The organism is Pandoraea terrigena, assembly GCF_902459705.1.
GTDB lineage: Bacteria > Pseudomonadota > Gammaproteobacteria > Burkholderiales > Burkholderiaceae > Pandoraea > Pandoraea terrigena.
This window is the reverse complement of sequence record NZ_CABPRU010000014.1, coordinates 36222-57735: the sequence shown is the minus strand read 5'-3', so window position 1 is coordinate 57735 and position 21514 is coordinate 36222. Positions and strand designations below refer to the sequence as shown.

The following is a 21514-nucleotide window of genomic DNA, read 5'->3' as shown; positions in this document are numbered from 1 at the left end:
GGCCGGTGCCCAGCCGTATTGACCGTATTTTCAGGATGTATCCGATGCAACAAGCTCTCACGCTCAGCGAGCGACTGATTGCGGTGCTTGGCGCGCGCCTTGGCCTGCGCTTCTTCCGCCGCCGCGACATGCTCGAAACCCTCGATGCGCCCGCGCATGGTCACGAGGCACCGCCAGGTCTGCTCGACGCCGCCCGCGACGCCGGCCCCGATCTGCTCGCCCGCCTGCATACGACGCGCGTCGGGCTCTCCGACGACGAAGCCGCCACCGTTCGCGCGCACGCGGGTGCCAACGAAGTCGAGCACGAAAAGCCGTTGCCCTGGTGGCATCACCTGTTCAACTGCTACCGCAATCCGTTCAACCTGCTGCTCTCGGCATTGGCCGCTGTGTCATACGCGACCGACGACACCGAGGGAACGATCATCATCGCGTCGATGGTGATCATTTCCACGGTGTTGCGGTTCGTTCAGGAGGCGCGCTCCACCAAGGCGGCGGAAAAGCTCAAGGCCATGGTGAGCACGACGGCGACGGTGTTGCGTCGCGAAGCGCTCGGCAACGACGGCGTGGAAGCCGACAACGTGCGCCGTCTGGGGCGCATGGGCCGTGAAATTCCGTTGGCCGAACTCGTGCCGGGCGACATCGTATTGCTTGCGGCCGGCGACATGATTCCGGCGGATGTGCGCATTCTCGCGGCCAAGGACCTGTTCATCTCGCAATCGGCGCTTACGGGCGAGGCACTGCCCGTCGAGAAGTTCGCGCACCCCTGCGAGTCCGGGGGCAGCAATCCGCTCGCCTACGACAACCTCGCATTCATGGGGACGAACGTCGTGAGTGGTTCCGCGACCGCCGTCGTCGTGGCGACGGGCGCGCGCACCTTCTTCGGCTCGCTCGCGCAGCGTGTCACGGCACAACAACCGACCGTGACGTCGTTCCAGCAGGGGGTGAACCGCGTGTCGTGGGTGCTGATTCGCTTCATGCTGGTCATGACGCCCATCGTGCTGCTGATCAATGGCTTCACCAAGCACGATTGGCTCGAGGCGTCGCTGTTCGCGCTGTCGGTGGCCGTGGGGCTCACACCCGAAATGCTGCCGATGATCGTGACGGCCACGCTCGCCAAGGGCGCGGTCGTGCTCTCGCGCAAGAAGGTGATCGTCAAGCGGCTCGATGCGATCCAGAACTTCGGCGCGATGGATGTGCTGTGCACCGACAAGACCGGCACGCTCACGCAGGACAGGATCTGTCTCGAACGTCATACCGATGTCTGGGGCCACGCCTCTGAAGACGTGCTCGAGTACGCCTATCTCAACAGCTTCTACCAGACCGGCCTGAAGAACCTGCTCGACGTGGCGGTGCTCGACCATGCGGAGCTGCACCAGCATCTCGACATCGTGAACCGGTATCGGAAGATCGACGAGATCCCGTTCGACTTCCAGCGCCGTCGCATGTCGGTGGTGGTCAGCGAGAACGGCGATCATCACGCGCTGATCTGCAAGGGGGCGGTGGAGGAGGTGATGGCCGTGTGCGATCGCGTGCAGCATGGCGCGAACGTCGAGCCGCTCACCCCCGACGTGCTGGCCCGCCTGCGTCGCGTGACGGCCGACCTGAATGCCGAAGGGCTGCGGGTGGTCGCCGTGGCGACGCGTCACCTGCCGCCGGTGCGTGACGGTTATGGCATTGCGGACGAGCGCGAACTCGTGCTCGTCGGGTATATCGCGTTTCTCGATCCGCCCAAGGAATCGACGGCGCCGGCGTTGAAGGCGCTCGCGGCGGCGGGGGTCCACGTCAAGGTGCTCACGGGCGACAACGACCTCGTGACGGCGAAGGTCTGCCGCGAAGTGGGCCTGGCGGTGAGCGGTTGCGTGCTGGGCGACGACATCGAGGCGATGAGCGATGCCGAACTGGCGCAGACGGTCGAGCGTGCCAACGTGTTCGCCAAGCTCACGCCGTCGCACAAGGAGCGGCTGGTGCGCCTGCTGCGCGCGAACGGCCATGTCGTCGGCTTCATGGGCGATGGCATCAATGATGCGCCTGCCTTGCGCGCGGCCGACATCGGCATCTCGGTGGATACGGCGGTGGACATCGCCAAGGAAGCGGCCGACCTGATCCTGCTGGAAAAGAGCTTGATGGTGCTGGAGCAGGGCGTGATCGAAGGGCGTCGCACGTTCGCGAACATGCTCAAGTACATCAAGATGACGGCCAGCTCGAATTTCGGCAACGTCTTCTCGGTGCTGATTGCGAGCGCGTTCCTGCCGTTCCTGCCGATGCTGCCGCTGCAGTTGCTCACACAGAACCTGCTCTACGATCTGTCGCAGACGACGATCCCGTTCGACAATGTCGATGCGGAGCAACTGACGCAGCCGCAGCGCTGGAATCCGGCGGATCTGTCGCGTTTCATGGTGTTCTTCGGCCCGATCAGTTCGATCTTCGACGTGCTGACGTTCGCAGCGATGTGGCATTGGTTCGGGGCGAACAGCGCCGAGCACCAGACACTGTTCCAGTCCGCCTGGTTCGTCGAGGGCCTGTTGTCGCAGACGCTCATCGTGCACCTGATCCGCACGCGTCGCATTCCGTTCGTGCAAAGTCGCGCGGCATGGCCGTTGCTGATGATGACGGCCGCCGTGATGCTGATCGGCGTGATGCTGCCGATGTCGCCGTTCGCCGACACGTTCAAGATGCAGGCATTGCCGCTCGCGTACTTCCCGATGCTCGCGGCTATCCTGCTTGCCTACGCCGTGCTCACGCAGATGATGAAAGGCATGTTCGCGCGGCGGTTCGGGTGGCAGTGACAGCGTGAGATCGTCACCGAGATCGACGGCGCGAGCGAGGACGCCCGCGCCGTTTGAAGTCAACCGCGTGATGCGGGGCGCACCGGCGTCACGGACCTCGATGGATTGGCCCAACTCAGGATAGACCTCGCGGTTCGGAACCCTCGACGTCGTCCTTGAGCAGCCGAAACTTCGCCGCTGGCGACCTATACTTTCAAAATGAATTCGCTTGCGATCAGTCGAAGGCGACATCGCGCCCTGCAGGCGTCGCGTGGTATTCGGCGCGGTCATTTGCCCAAGATCACGCTTTTGTGTGAGGCGACCATCATGACCCGCAAATACATCGATTGCCGGGAATTCCCGAGCGCAATGAACTGTTCAGTGGCGCTTTCCGCGGATTCCGAGAACGAACTGCTGGAGGCCGCCGTGCAGCACGCCATCACGGTGCACGGACATACCGATTCGGCTGAACTGCGCGCCCAGTTGCGCACGCTGTTTCATGACGGGACACCGCCCGTTGACGCACCGCGTCACGCGTAATCACGTGCCGTTTGCCTGCCAGGAGGTGTGTCATGGTCAATCTGTCCAGCGATGCCATCGCTGATCTCAAGGTTGGGACGAGAGGGCAAGTGCTGCTGCCGGCCGAACCGGGCTTCGACGACGCGCGCCGGCTATGGAACGCCATGATCGACCGTCACCCGGCGGTGATCGTGCGCTGCAAGGGCGTTACCGATGTGCGCCGCGCGGTGGTCTTCGCGCGCGACCACGCATTGCGGCTGGCCGTGCGCGGGGGGGCGCACAACATCGCGGGCAGCGCCGTCTGCGACGACGGCCTGATGATCGACTTGTCGCCCATGACGTCGATACGGGTCGATCCGGCGGCGCGCCGCGCGTACGTCGAGCCGGGCGCGACGCTCGGCGATTTCGATCATGAAGCGCAGGCGTTCGGACTGGCGACACCCCTCGGGATCAATTCAACCACTGGCGTGGCAGGATTGACGCTCGGCGGGGGATTCGGCTGGCTGAGTCGCCAATACGGAATGACGGTCGACAATCTCGTCGGCGCGGATGTCATCACGGCCGACGGCGAACTGGTGCAAGCCGATGCGGATCATCATGCGGATCTGTTCTGGGCGATTCGCGGCGGCGGCGGCAACTTCGGCGTGGTGACGATGTTCGAGTTTCGCTTGCATCCGGTGGGACCGCAGGTGTACGGCGGACTCGTCGTATTGCCGTTGGAACAGGCAAAGGCGGCCCTCGTGAAATATCGCACCGCCTTCGACGCGATGCCCGATGACCTCTCGGTATGGGCCGTTCTGCGGCTCGCCCCACCGCTGCCATTTCTGCCGGCCGACGTCCACGGCAAACCGATCATCGCTTTCGCGATCTGCTACACGGGCGCGGTCGCCGACGGCCCGGCAGCCGTCGAGGTGGTACGCAAGTTTGGCTCCCCGTATGGAGAACATCTCGGACCCATGCCGTACACGATGTGGCAACAGGCGTTCGATCCGCTGCTGACGCCCGGTGCGCGCAACTATTGGAAATCCCACAATCTGGCCGAGATACCGGATGGCTTGCTCGACGTGCTGATCGACGCCGTCGAGGGTCTCCCGTCGCCGCAGTGCGAAATCTTCTTTGGTCAGATCGGGGGGCAGACGGGGCGCGTGCCGGTCGATGCTACGGCCTATTCGAGCCGCGACGCCCAATATGTCATGAACGTCCATGCCCGCTGGACCGAGGCGAGCGACGATGCGCGTTGCATCGCATGGGCGCGCGCGTTCTTCGACGCGGCGGCGCCGTTTGCCTTGGGCAGCGTGTACGTCAACTTCCTGACGCAGGACGAGGCCGAGCGTATCGGCGCGGCGTACGGTCCTAACTACGACCGTCTTGTCGCGGTGAAAACCCGCTACGACCCGAAAAACCTGTTCCGTTGCAACCAGAACATCAAGCCGTCCGCTTCATGACCGGCATCTGGGGTGCATCCAGCGCCAGGACCGCCTGATGGCGTCTGACGCCTGACGTGCGGCACCTGGCGCCTTGCCGCGGCAGGGCGGAGCGGTGCGTCGGTCGGTCAATCGTGCTTCGGATACTCCGAGTCGTCGAACAGCACGCATGCCCCGTGCGGTGCGGCGCTGACATTGCGCCGGAATAGCCGGAACACGTTGCGCCACGGGTCGAACGGCCGTTGCGGCACCGGGGCCGGGGCGCGCGCGGCGAGCGTGGCGTCGTCGACTTCGCAGTGCAACACGTTCTTCTCGCAATCGATTGTGATGATGTCGCCGTCCTGCACGCGCGCGAGCATGCCACCTTGCTCCGCTTCCGGCGACAGATGAATGGCGGCGGGCACCTTGCCCGACGCGCCGGACATCCGCCCGTCGGTCACGAGCGCCACACGATGGCCTTCGTCCTGCAGCAGGCCAAGCATCGGCATGAGCTTGTGCAATTCCGGCATGCCGTTCGCCTGCGGGCCCTGGAAGCGCACGACGACGATCACGTCACGCGTCAGTTCTCCGGCCTTGAATGCCGTTTGCGCGCTCTCCTGATCGGAGAACACGCGCGCCGGCGCACGCACGGTCTGATGTTCGGGCTTGACGGCGGACGACTTGATCACCGCGCGTCCCAGGTTGCCCGTCAGCATGCGCAACCCGCCTTCGTGCGCAAACGGCCGCGACGCCGGGCGCACGATGCCTTCGTCGAGACTGGCGCCGGGGGCGTCCTGCCACGTGAGCGCGTCGTCGCGCAGCACCGCTTCCTGCGTGTACGCGCGCAGACCGTGGCCCATGACCGTGGTCACATCGTCGTGGAGGAAACCGGCATCGAGCAACTCACGAATGACGAAGTTCAGGCCGCCCGCCGCGTGGAACTGGTTCACATCCGCCTTGCCGTTCGGGTAGACGTGGGCGAGCAGCGGGGTGACGTCCGACAGTTCGGCGAAGTCCTGCCAGTCGAGCAGAATGCCGCCCGCATGCGCCATTGCCACCAGATGCAGTGTGTGGTTGGTCGAGCCGCCCGTGGCCAGCAGGCCGACGACGCCATTGATGAACGCGCGCTCATCGAGAATGTGGGACGTGTTGGTGCGGGTCTTCGCCAGCGCCACCGCGCGCGCCGTGGCCGCCTGCGTGAGCGCATGACGCAACGGCGTATGCGGATTGACGAATGAGGCGCCCGGCAGATTCAGTCCCATGAATTCCATGAGCATCTGGTTGCTGTTGGCCGTGCCGTAGAACGTGCAGGTGCCTTCCGTGTGATACGCGGCGAGTTCGGAATCGAGCAGCGCCGCGCGGGTGATGCGGCCCGCGGCGTACTCCTGCCGGATACGCGACTTCTCGTCGTTGGGCAGTCCGGAGGGCATCGGGCCCGCCGGGGCAAAAACGGCAGGCAGGTGACCGAACGCCTGGGCGGCGATGACCATGCCCGGCACGATCTTGTCACATACGCCGAGGAACATGGCCGCGTCGAACATCTGGTGCGAGAGTGCGACGACAGAGGCCATTGCAATCACGTCGCGCGAGAACAACGAGAGTTCCATGCCCGCATAACCCTGCGTCACGCCATCGCACATGGCGGGCACGCCGCCGGCGACTTGCGCACTGGCGCCATGCGCCCGTGCGGCGGACTTGATGACGTCGGGGAACTCCACGAACGGGGCGTGTGCCGACAACATGTCGTTGTAGGCGGTGACGATACCGATATTGGGCGTGCGCTCGGTGCGGATCTTGATGCGGTCGTCGGCGGGGGCGGCGGCCAGGGCGTGCGCGAGGTTGGCGCAGCCGATCGACTCGCGACCGGGCTGCCCCTGCGTGGCGCGGGCCACGCCCTCCAGGTACGCCTGACGGGATGCGCGACTGCGCTCGATCAGGCGCTGGGTCACGCGTTCCACTACCGGATGCAGTGACACGTTGTGCGAAGACTGGGTCATGGGATTTCCGGGACGTTGTGGGCCGCCCGTTGCGGGGGATGCGCAAACCACCCATGACGCCGCTTGACGCGCTCGACGCGCTTGACGCGCTTGATGCGGTCAAGGCGTTTCACGCCTGCGACGTCGCTCGCAAACGGGATTGGGGCGATGCGTTGGCCTCGATCATGGGGTGCTGATGTAGTCAAAGCACGAGATTTTGTTGCGTAGAAGTGTAGTTAAACTACAATGCAGTGTCAAAGTTGCGCTTCTTCAGTCACATCCGGACCTCTGCCATATCCGGCGCCCCACTCGACCTGTTCGACCCGTTCGGCGCTCGCTGGCGCGTTGGTCAGGTCGTTCGCCAGATGGCGCGCCACGCGGCGCCGAGGAGAAACGTCCGGTTGCACGGAGTCCACGCTGTCTATGAACACGTCTTCACCCTATACCTTTGTGTTGTTCGGCGCCACCGGCGATTTGTCATTGCGCAAAGTGCTGCCTGCGCTGTTCCGGGCATTCCGCACGGGACAATTGGGCTCGGAGGCCGACGTCGACCCGGGTGGGAATGCCGGTCGCATCCTGGCCATTGCACGCAAGCCGATGGACGCCGCCGCGTACCATGCGTGGTGCGAGGAACACGTGCGCGCGCATATCAAGCCGGACGTCTGGGACGAGGGCACCTGGTCGCGGTTTCTCGCCACGATCGACTACATGCCGCTCGATCTTGGGCGTGAAGCCGAGTTCGGCGTGCTGGCCGAGCGTCTCGCCCAGCGGCGGGGCGTGCGCATCTTTTACCTGGCCACCGGCCCGTCGCTGTTCATCCCCATTTGTGAAGGGCTGCGCAGCGCCAAGCTCAACGAGAACAGCCGGATCGTGCTGGAAAAGCCGCTGGGCCACGATCTGGCCTCGTCAGAGGCGATCAATGACGCGGTGGGCGCGAGCTTCCGCGAAGACCAGATCTATCGCATCGACCACTACCTCGGAAAAGAGGCGGTGCAGAACCTGCTGGCGCTGCGCTTCGGCAACGCGATCTTCGAGCCGTTGTGGCGGCGCGAGCTGATCGACAGCATCCAGATCACGATTGCCGAGGAGATCGGCGTCGAAGGGCGTGGCGAGTTCTACGAACAGACCGGCGCGCTGCGCGACATGGTGCAGAACCATTTGCTGCAACTGCTGGCCATCGTCGCGATGGAGCCGCCACTGTCGATGGACGCCGACGCCGTGCGCGACGAGAAATTGCGCGTGCTGCGCTCGCTGCGTCAACTCGACGACGACACGGTTGCGCGCAATGTGGTGCGAGGCCAATACGGCGGTGGCGCGATCGGCAAGTCGGCGGTGCCGGCCTACGTCGACGAGCCCGGTGTGCCGCCATCGAGCCAGACCGAGACGTTCGTGGCCCTCAAGGCCGAGATCGACAACTGGCGCTGGGCCGGCGTGCCGTTCTACCTGCGCACGGGCAAGCGACTGGGCGAGCGCGTGGCGGAGATTGTCGTCAACTACCGCGCAACACCCTATCCGTTGCTTGGCGAGGCGACGGCGCAAGCCGGCGCCAATCGTCTCGTCATCCGCCTGCAGCCGAACGAATCGATTCGCCTTTACTGTCTGGCGAAGCAACCGGGCGAGGGCATGAACCTGCAAACGGTTCACCTCGACCTGGCGTTCGACCAGTTCTTCAAGGGACATCGGATGGATGCATACGAGCGGCTGCTGCTCGATGTGATCAACGGGCGCCTCGCCCTTTTTGTCCGTCGCGACGAGCAGGAGGCGGCCTGGCGCTGGGTCGCGCCGATCCAGGCGTACTGGTCGCGTCAGCACAAGGGGCCCAAGCGCTACGCCGCCGGCACCTGGGGGCCGCCCGCCGCAAGCGCGTTGCTCGCGCAGTCCGGCACGAGCTGGGTCGAAGAAGACAACTGAGGGGAAGCGCCCGGGGGCGATCGCGCCCGGCGTCAAGCAAAACGGAGGTCGACACCCATGATTCACTGGCGCACCTATCCCACGCGGCAGGCACAGGCCCTGGCGCTCGCCAACGCCGTCGTCGCGCGGCTCGATGAGGCGCTGGCGATTCGTCCGCGCGCGTTGCTGGCCGTGTCGGGCGGCACGAGTCCCAAGGCATTCCTCTCGCAACTGGCCCGGCTGCCGGTGGCGTGGCGCGACGTCGACATCACGCTCGTCGACGACCGCTGGCTGCCGCCCACACACGCCGAGAGCAATGCCCGGCTGGTCGCCGAGACGCTGCTGCCCGGCGTGGACGGCGCGCACTGGTTGCCGTTGGTGGACACGACGACTTCCGCCGCGCTGCACGTGCAAACGCTCAACGACACGTGGGTGCATGGCGTGCCGCAAGTGTGTGTGCTCGGCATGGGCGAGGACGGCCATACGGCGTCGCTTTTCGCCGATGCGGTGCAATGGCGCAACGCCATCACCACGCACGACAGGTTCGTGCTCGTGCAGCCGCAGCACGCGCCGCACTTGCGCGTGTCGTGGTCGCTGGCGGCCCTGGCGTCCTGCGATCGGCTCATGCTGCAAATTCAAGGTCCCGCCAAACGTGCCGTGTTCGAAGCGGCGCAGGCAGAGGCGCAGGACAACGCCATCTCCCGGCTGATCCATTGTGAAGGAGTGAACATCGATGTCTTCTGGAGTGAGGAATAATCCACCGCACATGAGTGGTCCGCGACTGCTGGCCGACATCGGCGGCACCAACGCCCGCTTCGCGCTGGAAGTCGCCCCCGGAGATCTCATCGAGATTCGGGACTATGCCTGCGACGATTTTCCCGGCGTTCCCGAAGTCATCCGCGCCTATCTTGACGAGGCCGATCACGCAGAACCGGTGCGGCACGCCGCGATCGCGATTGCCAACCCGATTGCCGGCGACGAGGTGCGCATGACGAATCGCGACTGGCACTTCTCGATCGAAGCGACGCGTCGGGCACTGCATTTCGAGACGCTGCTGGTCGTCAACGATTTCACCGCACTGGCGATGGCGCTGCCATATCTGTCGGATGCGCAGAAGCGACAGGTGGGCGGCGGCGAACCGCAGCCGGGGGGCGTGATCGGCCTGCTTGGCCCGGGCACCGGCGTTGGCGTATCGGGCCTGATTCCGGCGGCAGACCGCTGGATCGCGCTCGGCAGCGAAGGCGGGCACACGACGTTCGCGCCGGCGGACGAGCGCGAAATCGAGGTGCTGCGCTACGCGTGGAAGCAGTTTTCGCATGTGTCGTTCGAGCGTCTCGTATCCGGGCCCGGCATGGCGCTCATCTATCAAGCGTTGGCGGGGCGAGATGGCCGCACCGTTCCCTCGTTGGAGACGCCAGACATCGTGAAGCTCGCCCAGGCGGGCGATCCGCTCGCGCGCGAGACCGTCGATTGCTTCTGCGCGATGCTCGGCACGCTCGCGGGCAATGTCGCGGTGTCGCTGGGCGCCGTGGGCGGCGTGTATCTGGGGGGCGGTGTGATCCCGAAGCTCGGCAAGTTGTTCGAGGACTCGCCGTTTCGCCAGCGCTTCGAGGCGAAGGGCCGCTTCGAGGCGTATCTCAAGCCGATCCCGACCTACGTCATCACGGCGGATCACCCGGCGTTCCTGGGCACATCCGCCATTCTGGCCGAACAGCTCGGCACGCATGCGGCGGGCGCGGGCGCATTGATCGACCGCCTGCATCGCTTGCGAGACCGGTTGAGCCCGGCCGAGCAGCGCGTGGCTGAACTCACGCTCAAGCAACCGCGTGCGCTGCTTGCGGAGCCAGTGGCGGAAATCTCGCGTCTGGCGGGAGTGAGCCAGCCCACGGTCATCCGCTTTTGTCGCAAGCTCGGCTGTCAGGGGCTTTCGGACTTCAAGCTCAAACTCGCGAGTGCGCTGACTGGCACGCTGCCGGTGCGTCACGGGCAGGTGCACGTGGGTGACTCGGCGGCGGAATTCAGCGCCAAGGTGCTCGACAACACGGTGTCGTCGATCTTGCAGATGCGCGAGCACCTCGACGCGCGCACGCTCGAGGCGGCGGTCACGTTGCTCGATGGGGCGCGCCGCATCGAGTTCTACGGGCTGGGTAATTCCGGCGTGATCGCGCAGGACGCGCACTACAAGTTCTTCCGCTTCGGCATGCCGACCATCGCCTACGGCGACCCGTACTTGTTGCAGGCGTCGGCGGGGCTGCTGGGCGACGGCGACGTGGTGGTCGCGATTTCGGCGTCGGGCCGCTCGGCGGATTTGAACCGTGCCGTCGATACTGCCGTGGCGCGAGGCGCGAAGGTCATTGCGCTCACGGCCCGCAACTCGCCGCTGGCGCGCAAGGCGACGCTGGTCCTGCCCAACGATCACGTCGAGACGATGGGCGCTCACGTGACGATGATCGCGCGAATCCTGCATCTCGCCGCCATCGACGTGCTTGCGGTCGGCGTGGCGATACGGCGTGCCGGACCGGGCGCGCAGACGGCCGGCGAGGGCGCGCTCGACTGGCTCGGCCACGGCAGCGGCCAGGACGCGGAGACGCCTGCCGGTCGTGTCACAATGGGTGCATACTCATCCTCATGATCAAGACAGAAGAGGTTTGTGCATGTCCGAACAAGAACCGGTCCATGCCACCCGATCGATCACCGATCCGGTGGAAGCTGTTGCCTACCTGAAGACGATCTACGACGCCAACACGGCGTACCTTCGCGCCGCTTTCGACCGTTTTTCCACGCAGAAGGAAGCGACGCGGCGTGTGAGCGCGCATTACCCATTCATTCGCATCACCACCGAAGACATCACCCAACTGGACAAGCGCCTGTCGTATGGTTTCGTTTCGGGGCCGGGCAGTTACCAGACGACGGTCACGCGACCGGATCTGTTCGAGAACTACTACGTCGAGCAGCTTCGCCGTCTGGCCCACAATCACGGCGTAGCGTTCGACGTGGGCGTTTCCGACGAGCCGATTCCCGTGCATTTCGCTTACCAGGATGGCGTCTATCTCGAAGGCGATCTCGATCAGACGCACCTGCGCGCCATGCGCACCGTATTTGACGTGCCCGACCTGGCGGCGATGGACGACAGCATCGTGAACGGCACGCGCGATCCGTTGCCCGGCGAGATCCTGCCGCTCGCCCTGTTCACGGCGCCGCGCGTCGACTATTCGCTGCATCGCCTGCGCCATTACACGGCTACGTCGCCCGAGAATTTCCAGAACTACGTGCTTTTCACGAACTACCAGTTCTATATCGACGAGTTCGTCGAACTGGGGCGTGAGTTGATGAGCGCGACCGACGATCCGGCGTTGCGTGAGTACCGCAGCCAGTACACGGCCTTCGTCGAGCCGGGCAACGTCACGCACTGGAACCAGAACATCGACGCGCGCGACGCGCGGGGCACGCCGCCGCCGCGCCTGCCGCAGATGCCGGCGTATCACCTCGTGCGCCCGGACAATACGGGCATCACGATGGTCAACATCGGCGTGGGACCGTCCAACGCGAAGACCATCACCGATCACATCGCCGTGCTGCGCCCGCATGCCTGGGTCATGCTCGGCCACTGTGCCGGGCTGCGCAACTCGCAGCGTCTGGGCGACTACTGCCTCGCGCACGGGTATGTGCGCGAGGATCACGTGCTCGACGACGATCTGCCGCGGTGGGTGCCGGTGCCGCCGCTGGCCGAAGTGCAGGTCGCGATCGAGCGCGCCGTCGCCGACGTCACGCAGCTCGACGATTTCGAACTCAAGCGCGTGATGCGCACGGGCACGGTCGTCACCGTCGATAATCGGAACTGGGAGTTGCGCGATCACCGCGAACCGGTGCAGCGCATGAGTCAGAGCCGAGCCATTGCGCTCGACATGGAGAGTGCGACGATTGCGGCGAACGGCTTTCGATTCCGGGTGCCGTACGGCACCTTGCTATGCGTGAGCGACAAGCCGTTGCATGGCGAACTGAAGTTGCCCGGCATGGCGGACCGGTTTTATCGCGAGCGCGTCGACCAGCATCTGAAGATCGGCGTGAAGACGATGGAACTGCTGCGCGATAACGGTCTGGATCGTCTGCACAGTCGCAAACTGCGCAGTTTCAACGAAGTCGCGTTCCAGTAACGGACCCCCGCAGGACCGCCGGCGGGGCGCTGGCGATCGCTCAGGCAAACACGCGTCTCGCGTGAATGCCGAGCCCCAGCGCCACGCTGGCGAGACGGTCACCGAACACCGGCGTCGCTTTCGGAAAGGCGGCGCACATCGCACCGGAAAGACAGCGCAGGCCCGTGGACCCGCCGGTGAAGTAGAGCGCATCGACGTCTTCGGCACGCAGGCCGGCCAACGCCGCCGTATGCACGGCGCCTGCCGTGATGCTCGCGATCTCGTCGCTGACCGCTTCCACCAATCCCGCTTCCGAGAACGCGACCGCGAGGTCGCGCTCGATCACCGACAGGTCGATGCGTGTCTCGCCGCCGGAGGAAACATCGATCTTTGCGTCTTCGGCATGGCCGACGAGCGCGTGCCCGAGGCGTTGCTCGACCGTGCGCATCAGGCGCCGGTGATGGGCCGGATCGGCGTACAGATGCGCCGTGAGTGCCAGCTCGCCGACGCGCTTCGGTGTGTAGACCGTGTTGATCAGATGCCACGTCGCCAGATCGAAGTAGATCCGGTTCGGGACTTCCTTGCCATCAGGGCCGAGTGCCTTGTAACCGAGTTCGCGCAAGATCGTGGCGAGCTCGATGCGGCGGTCGAAGTCCGTGCCGGCGATATGCACGCCGTGGTGGGCGAGCACGTCGTCCTTGCGATCCAGATGACGTGCCCGATCCGGTCCGACACGCACGAGCGAGAAGTCCGAGGTGCCGCCGCCAATGTCGATGACGAGCACCTGCTGCTCATCGTTCAGGCGCGACTCGTAATCGAACGCGGCCGCAATCGGCTCGAACTGGAACTGCACGTCGTGGAAGCCCACGTCACGCGCGCTTTGTTCGAGCGAGCGCTGCGCGGCGGCGTCGGCGCGCGGATCGTCGTCGACGAAGAACACGGGGCGGCCCATGACCACCTGACGCAAATCGCCGCCGCCGGACGTGAGCGCGTGCGTGCGCAGATGACGCAGGAACGTGGAAATGATGTCGATGTAGCGCATCGCCGCGCCGTTGCCGAGGTCGGTGGTGCTTTCGATCAGGGAGGAGCCGAGCAGGCTCTTGAGCGAGCGCATCAGGCGCCCGTCGTAGCCATCGACGTAATCGGCGACGGCCTGACGGCCGAACGATACGCGGCCACCTTCATCGGCATTGAAGAATACGGCGGTCGGCAGCGTGCCGTAGCCGGCTTCCAGTTCGACCAGACGCATGGCGGCGCCGTCTTGCACGGCGACGGCAGAATTCGAAGTGCCGAAATCGATGGCGCAGAAACTCATGGGATTTGCGGCCCGCGCGGGCGAGCCGTAAAAGGTCGGCAGTGTAGCACGGCCGGGCGGGCGACCGGATGAAGGCACTCAGGCCACCGGGACACCGCGCTCATCCGCGTGCCGAATGTGCGCCCGGCTGGGCGGCGGGCAACGTGCGCAGGCTGCTCACCACGGCCGCTACCGCGGCGAACGCGGCAGCCACGAAGAGCGAGGCGCGCGTGCCGTGGCCAGATGGGGAGACGCTGAAGACGAGGGCCACGAGCGCGGCGCCGGTTGTCTGCCCGGTCAGGCGCGCGGTGCCCAGCATGCCGCTCGCGCCGCCGCTGCGATGCGCCGGGGCGGCCATGAGCATCGCGTAATTGTTGGGCGACTGAAACAGGCCGAAGCCGAAACCGCACACGGCCATGCGCCAGACGATATCGGCCGGATGCGGGTGCGCGGGCAGCAAGCCGAGCGCAAGCAGGCCGAGGGCGAGCGCTGTCAGACCGATCGCGCCGAGCAGTCCCGGCTTGTAATACTCCAGCAGCCGCCCGGCCAGCGGCGCGACGACGACGATGGTGAGCGGCCAGGCCGTCATCAGCAAGCCGGTCTGGACACGATCGAAGCCGAGCGAATCCTGCAGGAAGAAGGGCAGCGCGACGTACGCGAGCATCTGCGCGCAGAACGACGCCATCGACGTGCAGATCGACAGCCCGAAAATCGGAATGCGCAGCAGGTCGAGGGGCAATAGCGGCACCGGCTGGGTGCGTTGACGTCGCACGAAAACCGTACCGATGACGATGGCGGCAGCGACCTCGAGCGCGACCAGCCAGCGCGCCTGGCCGTGGCCGACGGCGTCGATGCCGGAGATGAGCAAGCCGAACGTGAGCGCGCTCAACAGGGCGCCGGTCCAATCGAACGGGTGCGAGGCGCGGACCGTGTCGGGCAGCGAGCGCATGGCGATCGCAATGGCAATCACGCCGAGCGGCACATTGATGGCAAAGAGCCATGGCCAGGTCGCGATGGACAGCACCCCGGCGGCAATCGTCGGGCCGGCGGCGGACGAGATGGCGACGATGAGCGCGTTGAGCGACACGCCGCGTCCAAGCCAGCGCGACGGGTAGATCGCTTTCACCAGCGCGGTGTTCACGCTCATGATGCCGGCCGCACCGAAGCCCTGCACCACGCGCGCGAGCGTGAGCGTGACGAGTGAATCCGAGAGCGCGCAGCCCAGCGAGGCGACGGTGAAGAGCGCGAGCCCGACGGTATAGACGCGGCGGTAGCTCACGATCTCGCCGAGGGCAGCAAGCGGCAGCAACGAGATGGTGATGGCGAGCTGGTAGGCGTTGACGATCCAGATCGACGTGGCCGGGCTGGCGTTGAGGTCACGCGCAATGGTGGGGAGCGCGACGTTGGCAATCGCCCCATCGAGCACCGCGAGGGAGATGGCGAGCATGACGGTCGCAACGGCCCAGGCCCGCGCGGGCATGGGCATGCCGTCAGTGTGTGTATCGGACATGTGAGCAGTGGAAGACGAAGCGGACGCGCACCGGGAAGCCATGGCGAGGACACGCGAAAGTAAACTGCCATCCTGCCCGAAATTCCCGAACTCAGCGGCGCCCCGGCGCAGAGCCTTATGTTTGCAGGGTTTTTGAGCGGCGCTTCACGTTTTAACTGATGGAACATTGGTTCCATCAGTTAAAACAATGCCCGGAGAACGGTCACTGACCTCAAACCGCCGACGCGTCATCGTGGAAACGTGCAATGCGAACGTTGCTGAGCGGGTGATACGCCGCGCCGGTGGCAATGGCGCCGAGATCTGCATTGTTGTCGAGCATCGACTGGACACCCACGGCGGCGATGGTGCTGGCCGGCGAGCGCCCCGGGCAGGCGTGGGCGCTGTGCCCGAAGGTCCAGGCCACGTCGTTCGGCGCGGCACCGGCGGGCGCAGCGGCCAGCACCACCAGGATTGCGTCACCGCGTGCAAGCGTGCGTTCACCGATGACGGCAGGCGCATGCAGGAATCGTCGGGTGTTCTGCACGGGCGGATCGTGGCGAATCACCTCGCCGACGGCCGTGATGGCGACGGCGAGGTTGGCCGGGAGTGCCTGACGGCCAGTGTCGACAGGTACGGCGCCGGGCGACGCATGCCTTGCAAGACGGCGCAGGCTGTTGGCGACCAGTCCAGCACAGGCGTCATGCGCTTGCGTGAAGAGGCCCGCGACGTTGGCCGTGAGCACGGCGTAGTCGATGGCGTCGTCGTGTGCCGCGCTTCGGGCCGTGTCGTGCAGCCAGGTTCCCGGGGCGGCATCGTTGTCGAGCCAGTGCATGGCACGCTGGCGCAGTGTCGTGGCGGCGCCGTGTCCGCGGGCGAGCGCCTCGGCGCGCGGCGACGGCTTGGCGGCTTCTGCCATCGCGGCGACGAGCGTACGAACCTCGTCGTACACGTCGACCCACTGCGAGGACGGAACGCCTAGCCACGCCGCAAGGGCATAGATCGGCTGGCGGAAGACGAAATCGTCGAGGCGGGCGGCGGGCGTGTCCCCCTGGGCGAGATAAGCGTCCGCACACGCCGCCTGGCTGGCGTCACGCAGTCGGTCGAGGGTGGCGCCGTCGGCTTGCAGCGTGGCGAGGCGCCCCGTGAACCAGGGCTTCATCGCGGCGTGCGCGGGCCCGTCGTTCATCCGGATGAGCGCACCGAACCAGTCGCCTGCGGCACCATTGGCCAGCGCGGCCGGAATCGTTGCGCCGACTGGCCGCACACCGCAGGCCGGATCGCGCAGCACAGCGGCCAGCGCCTGGGGTCCTGCCGCGACCCAAAGGCCGAGCGTGGCATCGAAGTCGAACGGACGCCGCGCGGCGAGCGATTGGTAGTACGGGTACGGATTCGGGTGAACCACGGCGGCCAGCGCATTGGCGGGCGGCGGCACGGTGGGGAGATCGACGTTGGCGGCAGGCATGGCGGGCGACTGGAGATGAGCGGATGACGGTGCCAATCATGGCGCACCGGACGACCGGCACGTTTCATCCCGTGCTGAAGTGTTGAACGCATCGCCGGGCCTATACTGCCGTTACTGCAGCCGATACTGCACTTCATATTCCTTACCGGAGTCCTGCTGTGGACATCGCAAGAGACTACGCCCCCGGCGTCAGTTCGCTCGCCGCGTTGCTCGCCGATGGCGGGCGCATGACCATGCTGTGGGCGTTGATGGACGGCTCTGCCCGTCCGGCGGGGGAGTTGGCGCTGGTGGCCGGGCTGTCGCCCTCCAGTGCAAGCGGGCACTTGGCGCGGCTGGTCGACGGCGGTGTGCTGGCGCAGGAGTCCCGTGGACGACATCGCTATTTCCGCATTGCCACGCCGGAGACGGCGGCCGCCATCGAAGCGCTCGCCAGCGCCGTGCTCGCCACGCGTGAGTTGCGGCCGCGCCCTGTGCCGGCCAGTCGTTCCACGCCCGTGCCGCTTCGCCACGCGCGAACCTGTTATGACCATCTCGCCGGGGAGATCGCCGTCGATCTCTTCGCGCGGATGCATGAGCGCCGCTGGCTTCGCATCGAGGGTAGCGACGTCGCGCTCACGGATGCCGGCGTCGACGGGCTTACCGCCGTCGGCATCGACCTCACCGCGGCCCGCACCCATCGGCGCCGATTCGCCTGCACCTGCCCCGACTGGAGCGAACGAAAGCCGCATCTGGGGGGCGCTCTGGGGGCGGCGCTGCTCACCACCTGCCTCCATGCCAAGTGGCTCGAACCCACCCGCGAGCCGCGCGCGCTGCGCGTCACGCCGCTCGGGGAACGCAAGCTCTCCGCCATCGCCGTCTGACATCGTGCGATGACCGTACGATTACGGTGGCTCAGCCGCGTTCGGCGGCGGCGAGAAACGCGGGCGCGTCGGCCAGCAGGATGGCGAGATCGGCAGCGCCCGACTTGACGGCGCGCGCCGTACGCTCGCGTGTGAGCGTATCGGTGCCGACCAGCGCGCGCGGACCGGCAACGCTCAGGGCTGCCAACGGTCTGCCGTGGGCGTCCAGCACGGCGGCGGCGCAGGCGTCGATGCCCGCTTCGAAGCCGTCCTGGCTCCAGGCGCATCCCGCGTCGCGATCGCGCGTGAGCTGGGCATCGAGCGCGGCATACGTGCGGGCACTTTGTGCCGTGGCGGCCGCGAGCGGTTCCGGGCCGAGCAACGCGCGGCGGCGCTCGGTCCCCAGATGCGCGAGCAGCGCCCGACCCGGTGCCGTCAAATGCGCCGTGACGCGGCTGCCTGCGCGAATATTGCTCACGAGCGGCAACGCTGGCGTCTCGCATAGCAGATAGCGAACCTGGGCGCCGTCGAGCACGGTGAGATAGCTCGATAGTCCGGTCTCGGTCGTTACGCGCGAGAGCACGCGCCGTGCCGTCGCCAGGTGATCCTCGCCGGCGAGTGCGCTAGCCGCCAGCGTCAGGAAATTGAGTCCGAGCCGATGGCCCCCTTGCGGCAACGGCTCCAGCACGCCCTCGAACTGCAGCGTCTCGATCAGACGCATGACCGTCACCCGATTGACCCCGATACGGCGGCCGACGTCGCTGACGTTGGCCGTCGATCCGCCGTCCGCCACGAAACGCAGCAACTTGAGCGCACGCATGACAGGCGTCACGAGGCCGGTCTGTCCGTTGTCCTGCCCGTCGCCAACGGCGGGGGCGGCGCCGGTCGTGGGTACGAGGTCTTGCCTGGCTTTGGTCATGCATTCCATTCCAATCGTCGGGGGGCATCGGGACAGGGCAGCGCGGCGCTTGCGCCACCCCGGGGGGCGTTCAGGCCGCGAGCGGAACTTGCCACGCATCGTATTCGTAGACCCAATCGGCATTGCCGCCTTCCTTGAGCCACTGGTTGCCGCGCGAGCCGATCTGCACGCGTGCCGTGCGTTCGCGTCGCGACACCTCGTAGCGCGCGAGGGCGGCGGCAAGCGTAGAGGCGTCGGCGCTCGGACCCACGGCCGCCAGGTGGCGAGACAGTACCACAGCATCTTCGATCGCCATGCCCGCGCCTTGCGCCATGAACGGCATCATCGGATGGCTGGCATCGCCGAGCAACGACACCCGATCGCGCGACCATTGCGGCAACGGATCGCGCACGTACAGCGCTGACTTCAGCACGCTGTCGCAGGCGTCGAGCAGGGCGCGTGCCTCCGGGTGATAGTCGGCGTACATGGCGCGCAACTCGTGGACGTCGCCCGGCGCCGTCCACGATTCCAGCGTCCAGCTGTCCTGCGGCGTCGTGGCGAAGACGAAGATGTCGCGGCCGAGATTGAGCGGGAACGTCACGATCTGGCTCGACGAGGTCGGTCCCCACCATTTGGTGAACGCGCCAAGATTCGGCACACCGCCGAGCCTGTCCGCCGGGACGACCGCGCGGTACGCCACCACGCCGGTGAACTCCGGCGACTCCGGCCCGAACAGGCCGGTGCGCACAACCGAGTGGATGCCGTCCGCACCGATGAGCACGTCGACGTCGTCGTGCGTGCCGTCCGCGAACGTGAGTCGAATGGGACCTGACTGCGCGTGGCCAGGCGCTTCGAACGACACGAGCTTCTTGCCCAGCGCAATCGATGCCGCCGGCACAGCCTGCTCCAGCGCCTGTAACAGGTCGGCGCGATGCATCGTGAGTTGCGGCGCGCCGTATTTCGTCTGCGCCGTGCGGGCCATCTCCAGACGTGAGGTCTCCTCGCCCGTGTCCCACGTGCGGCTGATGCGATGGCTCGGCTGTGCCGCTGACTTGCGCAAGGCATCGCCGACACCGAGACCGTCGAGCGCGCGCACCGCGTTGGGCGTCAGGTTGATGTCCGCGCCGACACGGGCGAACTGCGTCGCCTGCTCATACACGCGAACGCGGAAACCGGCGCGCAGCAATCCGATGGCGGCGGCCAGACCGCCGATGCCGGCACCGTTGATGCCGATGAGAGGAGCTTGCATGGGAACATCCTTTGACGAAAGTGGCGACAGACCAGAAAAATAAAATGTTCAAATATGAACGTAGTGTTCAAATATTATTGTTTTTGATTCGATCGAAGGCAAGGCATCCTCGGGTAAATACCGAGGGAGCGGGTCGGCCTCAAACGGTGGCAAGATGGGACGCCCAGCGGCGCCAACGGAACGAATGGCATCGCCCGGATCGCAGGCAAGACGCCACTTTGCCGCTGCTACACGCACCCGCTAGCACGCCAATTTCTTCTTATCAATTCGTGTATCTCCGCTGCGGGACTCCTGCGTTACCTGGCCTAAGCTTCGGTCAGTTGGTTTCATAAGTAATCCAACGTTTCATAGGTGGAACGCAAATAGACGAATGCGTGACAAGGCGGCCGGCTTGGGTTGCCGCGCATTGCGTCCTGCGTCTTCACCGTTCTCGAATCATCGAATAACAGGAGTACACAGATGAAGCGGTTTCCGATGGGGCGGATCCCTGGCATGACGACGTTGGCAGCGGCAATGCTGTTGGCGGCAGGTGTGCCAGTCGCAGCGCAGGCGCAAAGCAACGTTACGATCTACGGTAGCCTGGATGCCGGCATGGCGTACGTGAACAACCAGGGCGGCAACGCGAACTGGATCGCCCAGCAGGGCGCTACGCAGCCGGATCGCTGGGGCTTTCGCGGTGTCGAGGATCTGGGCGGTGGCAATCGCGCGATCTTCCTGCTCGAAAACGGCTTCTCGACGCTCTCCGGCAATACGGTCAAGGCGGGTGCGATGTTCAACCGCCAGTCGTGGGTCGGTCTGCAGTCGGACAAGATGGGCACGCTCACCATCGGTCACATGACCACGTTCAACTTCGACTGGCTCGGGCCGATGAGCACAGCCTACCTGGGCATGAACTGGTACATGTTCCACCCGGGTAACGTCGACGAACTGGCGAACACCTCCGTCGTGCAGGTCGACAACTCCGTGCGCTATGTCACGCCCGACTTCGCTGGCTTCAAGGCGGGCAGCATGATCTCGTTCGGCAACAACACGAACTTCGCCAACGGACGCAAGTGGAGTGTGGCCGCGAACTACACGAACGGCCGCTTCAAGGCCTCGGCGGTCTACTCGAACGAGAACAACCGCACGCCGAACGTCGCCGTGCTCGGCGGCGCAACCTTCCAGGGGCAAGCGGTCGGCAGCTACGCGGCATCGAACGTCGAGAACATGGGGGCAGGCGTCTCGTACGGCTTCGGGCCGTGGCTGCTGCACGCGCTGTACACGCGCGTGAAGCTGCAATCGGCGGGCTACAGTGATACCTACCAGTCGTTCGACGGGGGCGCCAACTATGCGACGGGCGCGGCCAACACCATCACCTTCGGCGCGGCCACGACCTCCCTGTCGGGCAAGCGCTGGACGCAGGTCAGCCTGGGTGACATCTACGCCTTCTCAAAGCGTACGCAGGTGTACCTGAGCGGTGTGTACCAACACGCGAGCGGCAATGGCGCGGTCACGGCCATCAACACGATCGGCGCGTCGTCGACGGGCAATCAGTTCATCGTGCTGTCGGGCGTGCATCACTCGTTCTGACGCACCTCGCAACGCAAACGCATAGTGG

General features: G+C 65.8%; 16 protein-coding genes. 10 read left to right on the top strand and 6 right to left on the bottom strand.

Annotated elements, in window-relative coordinates; all coding sequences use genetic code 11:
- The first annotated feature begins 44 nt into the window (after positions 1–44).
- The 3 genes from mgtA (at position 45) to PTE31013_RS21570 (ending at position 4729) form a co-directional block, all read left to right on the top strand.
- Positions 45–2786 (top strand): magnesium-translocating P-type ATPase, encoded by a 2742-nt coding sequence (mgtA, locus tag PTE31013_RS21580; RefSeq protein ID WP_150614690.1) that lies wholly within the window; start codon positions 45–47, stop codon positions 2784–2786.
- Positions 2787–3092: 306 nt separating this feature from the next.
- Positions 3093–3305: a DUF1059 domain-containing protein gene (locus PTE31013_RS21575; protein ID WP_150614689.1), complete on the top strand. Its 213-nt coding sequence runs from the start codon at positions 3093–3095 to the stop codon at positions 3303–3305.
- Between the two features lie 32 nt (positions 3306–3337).
- The gene (locus PTE31013_RS21570; protein ID WP_150614688.1) at positions 3338–4729 is read left to right on the top strand and encodes an FAD-binding oxidoreductase; all 1392 of its coding nucleotides are present in this window, start codon (positions 3338–3340) and stop codon (positions 4727–4729) included.
- A gap of 107 nt (positions 4730–4836) precedes the next feature.
- Here PTE31013_RS21570 and edd read toward each other — a convergent pair whose 3' ends face one another.
- Positions 4837–6684, bottom strand: coding sequence for a phosphogluconate dehydratase (edd, locus tag PTE31013_RS21565; protein ID WP_150614687.1), 1848 nt, complete (start codon positions 6682–6684; stop codon positions 4837–4839).
- Between the two features lie 53 nt (positions 6685–6737).
- Here edd and PTE31013_RS25290 point away from each other — a divergent pair, with 53 nt between their 5' ends.
- From PTE31013_RS25290 to PTE31013_RS21545, 5 genes are all read left to right on the top strand, one after another.
- Entirely contained in the window at positions 6738–6860 is a 123-nt protein-coding gene (locus tag PTE31013_RS25290) for a hypothetical protein (protein ID WP_281351851.1), read from the top strand.
- 226 nt (positions 6861–7086) lie between these two features.
- A complete protein-coding gene (zwf, locus tag PTE31013_RS21560) occupies positions 7087–8574 on the top strand; it encodes a glucose-6-phosphate dehydrogenase (RefSeq protein ID WP_150614686.1) in 1488 nt (495 codons plus the stop codon).
- 57 nt (positions 8575–8631) lie between these two features.
- Positions 8632–9309: a 6-phosphogluconolactonase gene (gene pgl, locus PTE31013_RS21555; RefSeq protein ID WP_150614685.1), complete on the top strand. Its 678-nt coding sequence runs from the start codon at positions 8632–8634 to the stop codon at positions 9307–9309.
- Positions 9287–11185 carry a bifunctional transcriptional regulator/glucokinase gene (locus PTE31013_RS21550; RefSeq protein ID WP_174978664.1) on the top strand — a complete coding sequence of 633 codons (1899 nt, stop codon included), beginning with the start codon at positions 9287–9289 and terminating at the stop codon, positions 11183–11185. The genes pgl and PTE31013_RS21550 overlap by 23 nt, the downstream gene beginning before the upstream one ends.
- Positions 11186–11207: 22 nt before the next feature.
- On the top strand, positions 11208–12707 hold the full coding sequence (locus PTE31013_RS21545) for an AMP nucleosidase (protein ID WP_150614684.1): 1500 nt from the start codon (positions 11208–11210) through the stop codon (positions 12705–12707).
- Between the two features lie 40 nt (positions 12708–12747).
- On the opposite strand, the gene PTE31013_RS21540 is transcribed toward PTE31013_RS21545, so the two are convergent.
- The 3 genes from PTE31013_RS21540 to PTE31013_RS21530 form a co-directional block, all read right to left on the bottom strand.
- Positions 12748–14001, bottom strand: coding sequence for an Hsp70 family protein (locus PTE31013_RS21540; protein ID WP_150614683.1), 1254 nt, complete (start codon positions 13999–14001; stop codon positions 12748–12750).
- Between the two features lie 100 nt (positions 14002–14101).
- Positions 14102–15490 carry an MFS transporter gene (locus PTE31013_RS21535; RefSeq protein ID WP_150614682.1) on the bottom strand — a complete coding sequence of 463 codons (1389 nt, stop codon included), beginning with the start codon at positions 15488–15490 and terminating at the stop codon, positions 14102–14104.
- A gap of 211 nt (positions 15491–15701) precedes the next feature.
- The gene (locus PTE31013_RS21530; RefSeq protein WP_150614681.1) at positions 15702–16931 is read right to left on the bottom strand and encodes a cytochrome P450 family protein; all 1230 of its coding nucleotides are present in this window, start codon (positions 16929–16931) and stop codon (positions 15702–15704) included.
- A 227-nt stretch (positions 16932–17158) separates the two neighbouring features.
- Between PTE31013_RS21530 and PTE31013_RS21525 the strand changes: the two genes are divergently transcribed.
- Complete coding sequence (locus PTE31013_RS21525; RefSeq protein WP_246174817.1) at positions 17159–17791, top strand: ArsR/SmtB family transcription factor; 633 nt, start codon at positions 17159–17161, stop codon at positions 17789–17791.
- A gap of 31 nt (positions 17792–17822) precedes the next feature.
- On the opposite strand, the gene PTE31013_RS21520 is transcribed toward PTE31013_RS21525, so the two are convergent.
- On the bottom strand, positions 17823–18689 hold the full coding sequence (locus PTE31013_RS21520) for an IclR family transcriptional regulator (protein ID WP_150614679.1): 867 nt from the start codon (positions 18687–18689) through the stop codon (positions 17823–17825).
- 70 nt (positions 18690–18759) lie between these two features.
- The gene (locus PTE31013_RS21515; RefSeq protein ID WP_150614678.1) at positions 18760–19917 is read right to left on the bottom strand and encodes an FAD-dependent monooxygenase; all 1158 of its coding nucleotides are present in this window, start codon (positions 19915–19917) and stop codon (positions 18760–18762) included.
- A gap of 492 nt (positions 19918–20409) precedes the next feature.
- Between PTE31013_RS21515 and PTE31013_RS21510 the strand changes: the two genes are divergently transcribed.
- Positions 20410–21486, top strand: coding sequence for a porin (locus PTE31013_RS21510; RefSeq protein ID WP_174978672.1), 1077 nt, complete (start codon positions 20410–20412; stop codon positions 21484–21486).
- The last annotated feature ends 28 nt before the right edge of the window (positions 21487–21514 follow it).